This window comes from Bradyrhizobium sp. SUTN9-2 (assembly GCF_003122645.1).
In the GTDB taxonomy this organism is placed as follows: Bacteria; Pseudomonadota; Alphaproteobacteria; order Rhizobiales; family Xanthobacteraceae; genus Bradyrhizobium; species Bradyrhizobium yuanmingense.
The window spans coordinates 1,196,175-1,208,942 of the sequence record NZ_LAXE01000001.1; the positions used below are offsets into that span (position 1 = coordinate 1,196,175).

Sequence of the window (12,768 nt, forward strand, 5' to 3'; positions counted from 1 at the left end):
CTTTGGCATCACGGCATTTCAGTCGCGGGGAGGGTGATGGTGAAGGTCGAGCCCTTGCCGGGGCCCTCGCTCTCGGCGGTCACTTCGCCGCCGTGCATGTCGATGATACGCTTGACGATGGAGAGCCCAAGTCCCGTCGAGCTCTCCCCGGCGGTTGGCTTGGCCGACAGCCGCTGGAACCGGCCGAACAGCCGGCCGAGGTCCTCCGGCGACAGCCCGGCGCCCTCGTCGCTGACGCTGACGATGGTGTCGCTGCCCTCGTGGACCACGGTGACGTCGATCTTGCCGCCGATCGGTGAGTATTTGATGGCGTTGCTGATGAGATTGTCGATCGCCTCGCGGATGCGGTCGGTGTCGCACATGGTGACGATGTTGGGCGGCGCCGTGACGCTGATCGCCTGCTGCTTGTTGACCGCGAGCGGCTGGTTGGCCTCGGCGACCTCCTTGACCAGGGCGGCGACGTCGACCGGCTCGCGGCGGATGGTGATGTCGAAGGCATCGGCCATCGCGTCCGAGATCAAATGATCGACCATCGTGGTCAGGCGCTTGGTGGCGTCGCGGATATGGTCGACCTGGGCGACGACCCCGCTTTCCGAGGCGCCGGTCGAGATCAGCTCCTTGAGCATCTCGGTGCGCCCGAGAATGACGCCGAGCGGGTTCTTCAGGTCGTGCGCGACGGTGCCGAGAATCTCGTTCTTGAAGCCGTTGGCGCGCTGCAGCCGCAGCCATTGCGCCGAGAGGCGGCGGTTGGCCTGCATCAGGGCGCGGGTGCGCTGGGCGACGCGGTCCTCCAGCTGGGTGTTGGCGTCCTGCAGCTGCTGGTAGAGGATGACGTTGTCGAAGGCGATCGAGAGCCTGGAGGAGAAGATCTCGACCAGCGAACGGTCGGTCTCCGACAGCTCGCGCTCGGCCTGGAGCAGCACCACGACCTCGCGGCCCGATCCGGTGCGCAAATAGATCACGCTGCGATGGTCGGCGAACTCGTTCTTGCGGCGCTGGAACGCGGCCTCCACCATCTCGCGCAGCTCGGGGTCGAGCGCCTTCGACGAGGTGGTGCCGATGAAGCGGCTGTAGCAGCCGCTGCCGGCGAGCACCGAGAGCTCGGGATCGATGCCGCCATTGTCGCGCAGCACCAGGATGCCGGCGCAGTCGACGTTGAGCAGCGAAGCGAGCTGGGTCAGGACGCCCTCGGCGAGCCGCTGCATCGACTTGAAGTCGTACAGCGTCGAGGCCGCATCGATGATGATCTCCAGCCCGCGCCGCGTCTGCACCATGCGCTCGAGCTGCTGATAGGAGCGCAGCGCCGCGGTCAGCGAGGTGAACAGCTTGTCGGCGGTGAGCTCGGTCTTGGCCTTGTAGTCGTTGATGTCGTACTGAACGATGACGCGCCGCTCCGGCGCCTGGCCGGGCTGGCCGGTGCGCAGGATGATGCGCACGGTCTCGTTCCGGATCTCGTTGCGGATGAACTCGACCAGCTCGAGGCCGGCGACGTCGGTCTCCATGATGACGTCGAGCAGCACGGCGGCGACGTCGCGGTGCTCGGCCATCAGCTTGCGGCCTTCGGCCGCGGAATAGGCCGACAGGATCTCCAGGCTCTGGCCGTTCAGGCTGTAGTCCGACAGCGCGAAACGCGTACCGTCATGCACGGCCGGATCATCATCGATGACGGCGATCTTCCATTTCCGGGCGTTGCTGTCCTCCGACGCGGTACCGGTGTCGTCGATCAGGTGGAGGACATCGTCCTGTTCGGCCATTGCGAAGATCCGTCACTTTCTGTGCTTTGCGCGCCGCCCTTGGCGACGCGGGGCATGATAATGCGAAAAGTAGTGCCTTGTCCCAGCTTGGATTCCAGCATCATCCGGCCGCCGAGCTGCTGGGTGACGAGGTTATAGACGATATGAAGGCCAAGTCCCGTGCCGCCTTCATTGCGCCGGGTGGTAAAGAAAGGGTCAAAGGCCTGGCGCTGCACGTCCGGGGTCATGCCGGCCCCGTCGTCGGAGAAGCTGATCTCGATGTCCTCGGTGCCGCGCGGCCGCGCCGAGATCGCGATCCGGCCGGCGCGGCCGTCGGCGAAGGCGTGGTTGGCGGCGTTGAGGAAGAGGTTGGTCAGGATCTGGCCGTAGGAGCCGGGATAGCCATCGAGCAGCAGCCCCTCGGGGACGTCGACCTCCAGCGTGATCGGCGAGCGCTTCAGCACGGGCTTGAGGCTGGCGATGATCTGGTCGGTGGCTTCGCTTAAGGAGAACTGCCGCCGCTCGGCATGGGAGCGGTCGACCGCGACCTGCTTGAACGACTGGATCAGCTCGCCGGCGCGGGTCAGGTTGGCGACGAGCTGCTGCGAGGCGTCGCGCGAGGACTGCACGAATTCCTCCAGCTGTGAGCGGCGCAGGCCGCCCTCGCCCTTGAGCTGGGCTTCGAAAATCTCGGTGCGCCGGGCAAAGCTCGAAGCCACCGTCAGGCTGATGCCGATCGGATTGTTGACCTCGTGCGCGACGCCGGCAACCAGGCCGCCGAGCGCGGCCAGCCGCTCGGCGTCGATCAGGTTCTGCTGCGCGGTGTTGAGCTCGAGCAGGGCGCTCTCGGCCTTTTCCTTGGACGCGCGCAGCTCGTCCTCGGTCCGGCGCTTGGCGATCGCGTTCTCGCGGAATACCTCGACCGCGCGTGCCATGGCCCCGACCTCGTCGCGCGCTTTCGTGCCCTGCACCTCGCGGTCGAGGTCGCCGAGCGTGATCGCCCGCATCGCGGTCATGATCTGCTGCAGCGGCAGGCGGATCGACAGCGCGATCAGGACGCCCGCGGTGAGGATGATGCCGAGGAAGATCACCGCGATCGACAGCACCCGGCGTGAGATATCCGCCAGCGTGCGGTCGAACACCTCCTGCGCCTTCTGCTCGCGCTGGCGCATCTTGGTCGAGAGGTCGTCGATGGCGCCGATCGCCTCGGCCTGGCTGGCGTCGATGGTGTTGCGGAGCAGCTCGGTGCGGCTCGCAAGCTGCTCGGAGAGTTTTGCAAAACCCTCGCGAAGTGCGGCGGTGCGGGCCGCGAGCCGCCGCAAGGCCATCTTCTGCAGGTCGTTGTCGGCGAGATCGATCATGACCGGGATGGTCCTCTCGATCGTCTCGGTATGGCGGCGCGCGTCGTCGGCGGCGCCCGACGACTGCGACAGGTAATAGGAATTGGCCGCGACCAGCATCGCGGTGAAGGCTTCGCGGGATTTGCCGAGCGAGGGCCAGATCAGCGCGTCGCGATGGCCAGTGGCACCCTCGATGATGGAGTAGAGGCCCGCCATGTCCCTGGCTGGGCCCTGCACCTGCTCCTCATAGGTCTTGGCGATGGTGGACTGCACGCTGCGCAGCTCGCCGAAGCCGTTGAGGAAACGGTCGGTGGTGCGCTCCAGCTCCTCGACCGACCCTGATAGCATCGGGTCCTTGGCGGCGCGATTGGTCAGCGTGCCCAGCACCGCCTCGCGCAGCAACAGGATCTCGGCGAACAGGTCCGGACTCGGCTGGTTGATGTAGCGGTGGATCAGGTTCTGCAGCCGCCCGGTCTCGCTTTCGAGCAGCGCCAGGATCCGGTCGGACTCGCGCACCTGGCGCACATCGTCCCAGGCCGAGCCGAGCACCTTGGCGCCGTTCCAGATCATCGCCACCAGCACCACGACCACGGCGGAGTTCAGCGCGGCGATCGACAGGATGCGCCAGCGGATCGGCACCGCCCGTAAGAGGCCGACGATGCGCGCGCGCAGCTGCCCGATCGGGCCGGGTGGCTTGTCCGCGTGATCGCTATGTCCAAGCGCAGCCAACAGGCCTCACTCCACCTTGCGAATCCGTTCGATCAGCGCGGCCGCCGCGGGGTCGCGCGCGGCCTTGGCGTAGATTGCGGCCATGGCGTCCTCGAACGGCTTGCGGTCGATGTCCCTGATGATGGTGACGCCGGCTTCCTGCGCCTTGCGCTGCGACTGTTCCTCGAGGTCGCGCCACTTCTCGCGCATGAACCGGCTGGAGCGCTGCGCGGCCTCCTTAAAGATCGTCTGCTCCTCCGCCGACAGGCTGTTCCAGGCCTTCAGAGAGATCACCAGCACCTCCGGGCTCATCGTGTGCTCGGTCAGCGTGTAATGGCCGGCATGCTTGTAATGGTTCGTGGTCACGAAGGATGGCCAGTTGTTTTCGGCGCCGTCGATCAGATGGTTGGCAAGCCCGGTGAGCACCTGCCCGTAGGGCAGCTCGACCGGTTCGGCGCCGAGCGCGCGCATCATCTGGCTCATCAACTCCGACTGCTGCACGCGGATCCGCAATCCCTTGAGGTCCGCGATGGTCTTCACCGGGCGGACCCCGTTATAGATCGAGCGCGCACCCGAATCGTAGAAGGCGAGCCCGACGAAGCCGTAGGGCTCGAAGCTACCGAGGATCTCGCTGCCGACAGGTCCGTCCAGCACCTTCTGCATGTGCTCCATGGACCGGAACAGGAACGGCATCGCCAGCACGTTCATCGCCGGGACGAAATTGCCGATCAGGGCGACATTGGTCCGGTTGAGGTCGATCGCACCGGCCCGGGTCTGCTCGATCGTCTCCTTTTCCTCCCCGAGCTGGCGGGAGTGGAACACCTTGATCTCGTGGCGGCCCTTGGTGCGCTCGGCGATCAGGGCGCCCATGTAGCGCAGCGCCTGGACGGTCGGGTAGTCCTCGGCCTGGGTGTCGGCGGCGCGAAATTCGCGCGCAACCGCACTCGTCGCGCGCATGCTCGACGAGACTGCGGCAAGCAGAAGCGCGACGAAGACCACCCCGGTCCGCGAGAGTTCGGCACGGCTCAACACTGGCACACTCAACCCCTCAGTGGTGGAGTCTATGGCGGAAGGAAAAGGTTCAATGCAATCTAAAGCGTTTTCAAGCGAAGTAGATACCGGTTCGCGTAAAGAAAACCCGTCAAATTAATAATTTAGAACCCATTCCGATTGGAACGGGGCTGCAGCAGATGTTAAGAGGAAGTCCCATCCCGCCCCCGGCCAGCGGGCTGATTGTGCGGCGCGGCCGGCGTTCATTCCCGGTTGAAACGACCAATGCCGGGCCTTAAGCAGGACAGCCGCCTCGTCGTCGCCGCGGCCTGGGAAGAGCCATCCTGATGTCAGCCTTGCGCCTTTTGCAGCTCGTTGCCGCCTTTGCGGCCCTCGCATTGGCCGCCCCTGCGCGGGCCGCCACCGAGATCGCCTGGTGGCACGCCATGTCCGGCGAGCTCGGGCGGCAGCTGGAAAAGCTCGCCGCCGACTTCAACGCCTCGCAATCCGATTACCGCATCGTGCCCGTCTACAAGGGCAATTACACCGAGACGGTGACGGCCGCGATCTTCGCCTTCCGCTCGCGCACCCAGCCCGCCATCGTCCAGGTCAACGAGGTCGCCACCGCCACCATGACCGCGGCCAAGGGCGCGATCTATCCGGTGTTCAGCCTGATGCGGGACCAGGGCGAGCCGTTCTCGCTCAGTGATTACCTGCCCGCGGTCTCCGGCTATTACACCGATGCGGCCGGCAATCTGTTGTCCTTTCCGTTCAATTCCTCGACGCCGATCCTGTACTACAACAAGACCATGTTCCGCGACGCCGGCCTCGATCCGGAGGCGCCGCCGAAGACCTGGCCGGAACTGGGAGCGGCCGCCAAGCGCCTGCGCGACCGCGGCGCTGCTTGCGGCTTCACCACGTCCTGGCCGTCCTGGATCCATGTCGAGAATTTCGCCGCCTTCCACAACCTCGCGGTCGCGAGCCGGGCGAACGGCTTCGCCGGGCTGGATGCGGAATTGACCATCAACAATCCGAGGCTGGTGCATCACGTCGCGGCGCTCAGCGAGTGGCAGAAGACCAGGCTGTTCGATTATAGCGGCCGTGGGCAGTCGGCCGAGCCGCGCTTCCAGAAGGGCGAGTGCGGCATCTTCATCGGCTCCTCGGCGACGCGCGCCGACATCAAGGCCAATTCGAAGTTCGAGATCGGCTACGGCATGATGCCCTATTGGCCCGACGTGAAGGGCGCGCCGCAGAACTCGATCATCGGCGGCGCCACGCTGTGGGTGCTGCGCGACCGTCCGCGCGAGGAATACAAGGGCGTGGCGCGCTTCTTCGCCTATCTGTCCCAGCCCGGCGTGCAGGCCGCCTGGCACCAGAACACCGGCTATCTCCCCGTGACCCGCGCCGCGTTCGAGCTGACGCGCTCGCAAGGCTTCTATGAGCGCAATCCGGGCTCGGCGATCTCGTTCGAGCAGATCACGCTCAATCCGCCGACCGAGAATTCCAAGGGCATCCGGCTCGGCTCCTTCATCCTGATCCGCGGCGTGATCGAGGACGAGCTCGAGCAGGCCTTCGCCGGCCACAAGAGCGCGCAATCAGCACTCGATTCCGCCGTCGAGCGCGGCAACAAGCTCTTGCGCCAGTTCGAGCGCGCCAGTCCCGAGCGGTAGGGTGTGTTGCGATTAGGTCTCGCCGCCGCTGCGAACGAGGTGCGCTCCCTCCCCCGCTTGCGGGGGAGGGTTGGGGAGAGGGCTCTCTCCACGTTGGGATTGTCTGAAGTCTGCGGAGAGTGTCCCCACGTGGAGAGAGCCCCCACCCGGCGCTTCGCGCCGACCTTCCCCGCAAGCGGGAGAGGTGCACCGTTTCCTTGGCTTGCACCGCGTCAACCAAAGTTGCCCCTGCATTCGATACGCGAGTGCAGATGACAATCACGCCGCAACAGCTGCCTCCCTTCACCGACGCCGCAAGCTTCCGCGCCTTCCGCTCCGCCTCCGCGCAATGGCTGCCGGTCGCTCTCGACATCGCACGCAGACATGGCCTCGATGCCGGCTCGCCGCATGTGTTTGCGACCGGCACCAATCTCGTGGTCGGCCTCGGCGACAGGCTGATCCTGAAAATCTTTCCGCCGCTGCTCGCAGCGCAGTTCGTCTCGGAGCGCGCCGCGCTGACGCAGCTCAAAGGCCGTCTGCACCTGCCGATCCCCGAGATCGTCGCGGAGGGGATGCGCGACGGCTGGCCCTATCTCGTCATCACGCGCCTCGCCGGCACGCTGGGTTCGGAGGTCTGGCCATCACTGCCGGAGCCGCAGAAGGAGCGCCTGCTGCTCCAGATCGGGGAGACCATCGCCGCCGTGCAGCGCGTTCCGCTCGGGGAGCTCGCGTCCATCGAGCCGCGCTGGGATGCGTTCATGCGCGCCCAGATGCAGGGCTGCCGCGCGCGGCACACGCGTCTCGGCCTCGCACCAAAATTCCTCGAAGGCCTCGACGATCTCCTACGTGACGCCCCGAAGCTGATCCCGATGGACGCGCCGCCCGTGATCCTGATCGGCGAATACATTCCCGAGAACTTCCTTCTCGCCTGCGATGACGGCCAATGGTCGCTCGCAGGTCTGTTCGATTTCGGCGACGTGCTCAGAGGGTGGCGCGACTACGATCTGCTCGGCCCCAGCGCCTTCATGGCGGCGGGCCATCCGGGAAGGGTGAAGAGCCTGCTCGAAGGTTTTGGCTATACGACGCTGGATTTCACCCTCAAGCGCCGCCTGATGGCCCTGATGCTGCTGCACCGCGCCAGCGACCTCAACAGCCACATCTGCATCGAGGGCTGGCAGGAGCGGGCCGCCAATCTCGTCGAGCTCCAGGACCTGATCTGGCCGGGCTGAGCGCTCCGCTCCGTCATTCCGGGGCGCCGCGCAGCGGCGAGCCCGGAATCCATTGTGCCGCGCGTCCTGCCGCCCGACGGATTCCGAGTTCGATGCTGCGCATCGCCCCGGAATGACTCTGGGGGCCGGGGCGAGCGCCGGCGGCTGCCTTCATAATGATCCCTCAAGCCGACCAGCCTAATTTTTACGCAATTGTGTGTCTTTGTATGCAATTACGCGTTGCGGTGCAGAGTGGTGAGAACGGGAATAATCTGTAACATCAGTAGCTTAGATGGACTTTAGTCTTCCGTTAAGCCTTGGCACAAACCTTGCGAATCCAGTTCCAGCCAAAAACTTTGTGTTGGAGCGATTTCATGAAGCGCCGCGATTTCCTTAAATCCGTTTCCGGGTTGGCCGCTGGCGCGGCGCTTCCGGCCATGCCGTCCTTGATCTCCTCGGCCAAGGCCGATGCCCGCTCGGAGACGCTGCTGATCGTCTCGGAAGGCGGCCCCAACAATCTCGACATCCATGGCATCGGCACCAACGTGCCTGGCTATGAAGTCTCCTGGAATTGCTACGACCGCCTGATCAGCCACGAGATGAAGAGCGGTCCCGGCGGCGTGCCCTATTACGACCGCGACAAGTTCAAGGGCGAACTCGCCGACGACATGAAGATCGACGACATGTCGGTCACCTTCAAGCTGAAGAAGAACGCCAAATTCCACGACGGCGCGCCTGTTACCGCGAAAGACGTGAAATGGTCGCTCGACCGCGCCGTCAGCGTCGGCGGCTTCCCGACCTTCCAGATGAGCGCGGGGTCGCTCACCAAGGCCGAGCAGTTCGTCGTGGTCGACGATCACACTGTGCGCGTCGACTTCCTGAAGAAGGACAAGCTGACGATCCCCGATCTCGCCGTGATCGTGCCCTGCATCGTCAATTCCGAGCTGGTGAAGAAGAATGCCAGCGAGAAGGATCCCTGGGGCCTCGAGTTTACAAAACAGCAGACCGCCGGCTCCGGCGCCTACAAGGTGACGAAGTGGACCGCCGGCACCGAAGTGATCATGGAGCGCAATGAGGATTGGGTCGGCGGTCCGCTTCCCAAGATCAAGCGCGTGATTTGGCGCATGGTGCCGCAGGCCGGCAACCGCCGTGCGCTGCTCGAGCGCGGCGATGCCGACATCTCCTATGAGCTGCCGTTCAAGGATTTCCAGGAGATGAAGGCGAACGGCAAGCTCAACGTGGTGTCGCTGCCGTTCTCCAACGGCATCCAGTATATCGGCATGAACGTCACCAAGCCGCCGTTCGACAATCCGAAAGTGCGGCAGGCCATCGCCTATGCGTTGCCGTACCAGAAGATCATGGACGCCGTGCTGTTCGGTCTCGGCAATCCCATGTTCGGCGCAAAGGACAAGGCCACCGAAGTCGCCTGGCCGCAGCCGCACAAGTACAACACCGACATGGAGAAGGCGAAGGCCCTGCTGGCTGAAGCCGGTTACGCCAACGGCTTCGAGACCACGATCTCGTTCGATCTCAACTTCGCCGGCGTCAACGAGCCGCTCTGCGTCCTCGTGCAGGAGAGCCTCGCCCAGCTCGGCATCAAGACCACCATCAACAAGGTGCCCGGCGCCAACTGGCGCACCGAGCTCAACAAGAAGGAGATGCCGCTCTTCACCAACGTCTTCTCGGGCTGGCTCGATTACCCCGAGTACTTCTTCTACTGGTGCTATCACGGCAACAATTCCGTGTTCAACACCATGAGCTACAAGTCGGCGGCGATGGACAAGTTCATCGACGGTGCGCGCACGGCGGCCGCCACCGGCGACAAGGCCGCTTACGATGCCGACGTGAAGGGTTTCGTCGATCTCGCCTTCGCCGACGTCCCGCGCATCCCGCTCTACCAGCCCTTCGTCAACGTCGCGATGCAGAAGAACGTCAGCGGCTACCAGTACTGGTTCCACCGGCGGCTGGATTATCGCGCGATGGCGAAGGGGTAAGGGGTCATGAGTGAGGTGCGCACGCCTCTCTCATTCTCTCTCCCCTTGTGGGAGAGGGTGGCTCGCCGCGTAGCGGCGAGACGGGTGAGGGGTAGCCACGAACTTCGATCTCGCTTGTCGCTACCCCTCACCCCAACCCTCTCCCACAAGGGGAGAGGGGGCGCAGCGGCACAAGCCGTGCGAGCTTGTTCCCAATCGGAATGCGGAAGGAGGTTGCTATGCTGACCATGATCGGCAAGCGCCTGATGTTCGCGATTCCCTCGCTGATCGGCGTCGTCATCGTCACCTTCCTGCTGACGCGCGCGCTGCCGGGCGATCCCGCGGCTTACTTCGCCGGCCCCGCCGCGACCAAGGAAGCCGTCGAGCAGATCCGCAAGAAGCTCGGCTTGGACAAGCCGCTGGTCGAACAGTTCTTCCGCTATGCCAACGATCTCGCGCATGGCGATTTCGGCAACTCGCTGACGACGGGCCAGCCGGTCGCCACCGAGATCCGCAACCGACTGCCGGCCTCGGCCGAGCTGACGCTGCTCGGCCTCTTCGTGTCCGTTGCGATCGCCATTCCGCTCGGCGTGCTCGCGGCAACGCGGCCGGGATCATGGATCGACCATCTCTGTCGGATCACGACCACGGCCGGCGTGTCGCTGCCAGTGTTCTTCACCGGCCTCGTGCTGGTCTATGTCTTCTATTTCCGGCTCGGCTGGTCGCCGGCGCCGCTCGGCCGTCTCGACGTGTTCTACAGCGCGCCGCCGACGGTGACAGGCTTCTATCTGATCGACACCCTGATCGCGCGCGATCTCGAGGCGTTCCGCTCGGCGCTGAGCCAGCTCATTCTTCCCGCAACGACGCTCGCAACCTTCTCGCTGGCGCCGATCGCGCGCATGACGCGCGCGTCGATGCTCGCGGTGCTCGCATCCGAATTCGTCCGCACCGCGCGCGCCAGCGGCCTGTCGCCGGCAACCGTGATCGTCACCTACGCGTTCCGCAACGCGATGCTACCGGTCATCACCACGCTCAGCATGGTGTTCTCGTTCCTGCTGGGGGCCAACGTGCTGGTCGAGAAAGTGTTCGCATGGCCGGGCATCGGCTCCTACGCGGTGGAAGCGCTGATCTCCTCCGACTTCGCGCCGGTGCAGGGTTTCGTGCTGACCATGGCGGTGATGTACGTGCTGCTCAATCTGATCATCGACATCTTGTACGGCGTGATCGACCCGCGCGTGCGGTTGGAGGGCTAGGCTATGAGCTCCGTTGCGCCTGCTGTTGAACCTGTCGGCCCCGCCCGCACGTCAGGCCTCGTCGCGGTGCTTGAGCAGACCCATTACGTCCTCAGCGAGAACAAGGTCACGGGCTTTGCCTTTGCGCTGCTCCTGATCATCGTGTTCGCTGCGCTGTTCGGCCCTTACGTGGTGCCGTACGATCCGCTCGCTTCGGACACCGCGGCTGCGTTGAAGCCGCCGTCGGCGGCGCATTGGTTCGGCACCGACCAGCTGGGCCGCGACATCTTCAGCCGCGTCATCGTCGCCACGCGCCTCGACTTCTTCATCGCGATCGCCTCGGTCGCGCTGGTGTTCCTGATGGGCGGCCTTGCCGGCATCGCGGCCGGCTATTTCGGCGGCTGGACCGACCGCATCGTCGGCCGCATCGCCGACACCATTATGGCCTTCCCGCTGTTCGTGCTCGCGATGGGCATCGTCGCCGCGCTCGGCAACACCGTGCAGAACATCATCCTGGCCACCGCGATCGTGAACTTCCCGCTCTATGCCCGCGTCGCGCGCGCGGAAGCCAATGTCCGCCGCAATGCCGGCTTCGTGCAGGCCGCGCGTCTCTCAGGCAACGGCGAATTCCGCATCCTCCTGGTGCACATCCTGCCGAACATCATGCCGATCATGATCGTGCAGATGTCGCTGACCATGGGCTACGCCATCCTCAACGCCGCCGGCCTCTCCTTCATCGGCCTCGGCGTCCGTCCGCCGACCGCCGAATGGGGCATCATGGTCGCCGAAGGCGCGGGCTTCATGGTGTCGGGCGAATGGTGGATCGCGCTCTTCCCCGGCCTTGCCCTGATGATCGCCGTGTTCTGCTTCAACCTGCTCGGCGATGGCCTCCGCGACATCGTCGATCCCCAGCGGAGGACGTGATGGCAGACGTACGTCAGAAATTCTCCAATGATTTCAGTCGCCATTCTACTGTGCATGGGGTTGTTTTCGACCGCTTGAGTGACGGGAGCCGTCCATGACGGCCCAGCCCCTGCTCGACGTCCAGGACCTCACGGTCGAATTCACCACCCGACGCGGCATCGTCAAGGCGGTGCAGCACGTCAACATCTCCGTCGCGAAGGGCGAGACGCTCGCCATCGTCGGCGAGTCCGGCTCCGGCAAGTCGGTGACCTCCTACGCGGTGATGCGCATCCTCGACCGCGCCGGCAAGATCGCCGAGGGCTCGGTGATGTTCTCCGGCATCGACGTCAAGGCCGCCACCGAAGACCAGATGCGCGATCTGCGCGGCCGCGAAGTCTCGATGATCTTCCAGAACCCGCGCGCCGCTCTGAACCCGATCCGGAAAGTGGGCGATCAGATCGAGGACGTGCTGCGCACCCATGTGCAGCAGGCCCAGGTCGCAGATCACGGCGAGAAGGCGATCGAGGCGCTCGAGCAGGTCAAGATCGCCCGCCCGCGCGAGCGCTATCACGCCTATCCGTTCGAGCTGTCGGGCGGCATGTGCCAGCGCGTCGTCATCGCGCTCGCGCTGGCCTGCAATCCGCAGCTGCTCATCGCCGACGAGCCGACGACCGGATTGGATGTCACCACGCAGAAGGCGGTGATGGACCTGATCGTCGAGCTGACGAAACGCCGCGCGATGTCGACCATCCTGATCACGCACGATCTTGGCCTCGCTGCCGCCTATTGCGACCGCGTCGTCGTCATGGAGAAGGGCCGCGTCGTCGAGACCGCCACCGCCGCCGACATTTTTGCCAACCCTCAGCACCCCTACACCAAGAAGCTGATGCGCGCGACGCCGCGGCTCGGGGTGAGCTTGCGCGATCTGCTGCCGGAAGAGGAGACTCTTGCCTCTCCCCGCGCGCGGGGAGAGGCCGACGCACGAAGTGCGGCGGGTGAGGGGGACTCTCCACGAGTCGAGTTCGCAGAGGC

General features: G+C 65.0%; 9 protein-coding genes. 6 read left to right on the forward strand and 3 right to left on the reverse strand.

Going from position 1 to position 12,768, the window contains the following annotated elements; genetic code table 11:
* Positions 1-8 precede the first annotated feature (8 nt).
* The 3 genes from XF30_RS05590 to XF30_RS05600 are packed head-to-tail and all read right to left on the reverse strand — an operon-like array spanning position 9 to position 4,819.
* Entirely contained in the window at positions 9-1,754 is a 1,746-nt protein-coding gene (locus XF30_RS05590) for an ATP-binding response regulator (RefSeq protein ID WP_109142153.1), read from the reverse strand.
* Positions 1,724-3,754: a sensor histidine kinase gene (locus XF30_RS05595; RefSeq protein ID WP_192893386.1), complete on the reverse strand. Its 2,031-nt coding sequence runs from the start codon at positions 3,752-3,754 to the stop codon at positions 1,724-1,726. The genes XF30_RS05590 and XF30_RS05595 overlap by 31 nt, the downstream gene beginning before the upstream one ends.
* A gap of 54 nt (positions 3,755-3,808) precedes the next feature.
* Positions 3,809-4,819, reverse strand: a complete 1,011-nt coding sequence (locus XF30_RS05600; protein WP_109145582.1) for a TRAP transporter substrate-binding protein — start codon at positions 4,817-4,819, stop codon at positions 3,809-3,811.
* A gap of 299 nt (positions 4,820-5,118) precedes the next feature.
* Between XF30_RS05600 and ugpB the strand changes: the two genes are divergently transcribed.
* The 6 genes from ugpB to XF30_RS05630 form a co-directional block, all read left to right on the forward strand.
* Positions 5,119-6,441 carry a sn-glycerol-3-phosphate ABC transporter substrate-binding protein UgpB gene (gene ugpB / locus XF30_RS05605; protein ID WP_192893042.1) on the forward strand — a complete coding sequence of 441 codons (1,323 nt, stop codon included), beginning with the start codon at positions 5,119-5,121 and terminating at the stop codon, positions 6,439-6,441.
* A gap of 251 nt (positions 6,442-6,692) precedes the next feature.
* Positions 6,693-7,649 carry an aminoglycoside phosphotransferase family protein gene (locus XF30_RS05610; RefSeq protein ID WP_109145583.1) on the forward strand — a complete coding sequence of 319 codons (957 nt, stop codon included), beginning with the start codon at positions 6,693-6,695 and terminating at the stop codon, positions 7,647-7,649.
* Positions 7,650-8,002: 353 nt separating this feature from the next.
* Positions 8,003-9,622, forward strand: a complete 1,620-nt coding sequence (locus XF30_RS05615) for an ABC transporter substrate-binding protein (RefSeq protein ID WP_109142155.1) — start codon at positions 8,003-8,005, stop codon at positions 9,620-9,622.
* 218 nt (positions 9,623-9,840) lie between these two features.
* Positions 9,841-10,854 (forward strand): ABC transporter permease, encoded by a 1,014-nt coding sequence (locus tag XF30_RS05620; RefSeq protein WP_109142156.1) that lies wholly within the window; start codon positions 9,841-9,843, stop codon positions 10,852-10,854.
* Between the two features lie 3 nt (positions 10,855-10,857).
* Positions 10,858-11,757, forward strand: a complete 900-nt coding sequence (locus tag XF30_RS05625; protein ID WP_109142157.1) for an ABC transporter permease — start codon at positions 10,858-10,860, stop codon at positions 11,755-11,757.
* 94 nt (positions 11,758-11,851) lie between these two features.
* A partial coding sequence (locus tag XF30_RS05630; protein ID WP_146207784.1) for an ABC transporter ATP-binding protein occupies positions 11,852-12,768 on the forward strand: 917 nt, incomplete at its 3' end.

Coding starts and splice junctions, on each gene's coding strand:
- XF30_RS05590 (WP_109142153.1), bottom strand. CDS start 1,754: ATGGCCGAACAGGACGATGTCCTCCACCTGATCGACGACACCGGTACC.
- ugpB (WP_192893042.1), top strand. CDS start 5,119: ATGTCAGCCTTGCGCCTTTTGCAGCTCGTTGCCGCCTTTGCGGCCCTC.
- XF30_RS05610 (WP_109145583.1), top strand. CDS start 6,693: ATGACAATCACGCCGCAACAGCTGCCTCCCTTCACCGACGCCGCAAGC.
- XF30_RS05615 (WP_109142155.1), top strand. CDS start 8,003: ATGAAGCGCCGCGATTTCCTTAAATCCGTTTCCGGGTTGGCCGCTGGC.
- XF30_RS05620 (WP_109142156.1), top strand. CDS start 9,841: ATGCTGACCATGATCGGCAAGCGCCTGATGTTCGCGATTCCCTCGCTG.
- XF30_RS05625 (WP_109142157.1), top strand. CDS start 10,858: ATGAGCTCCGTTGCGCCTGCTGTTGAACCTGTCGGCCCCGCCCGCACG.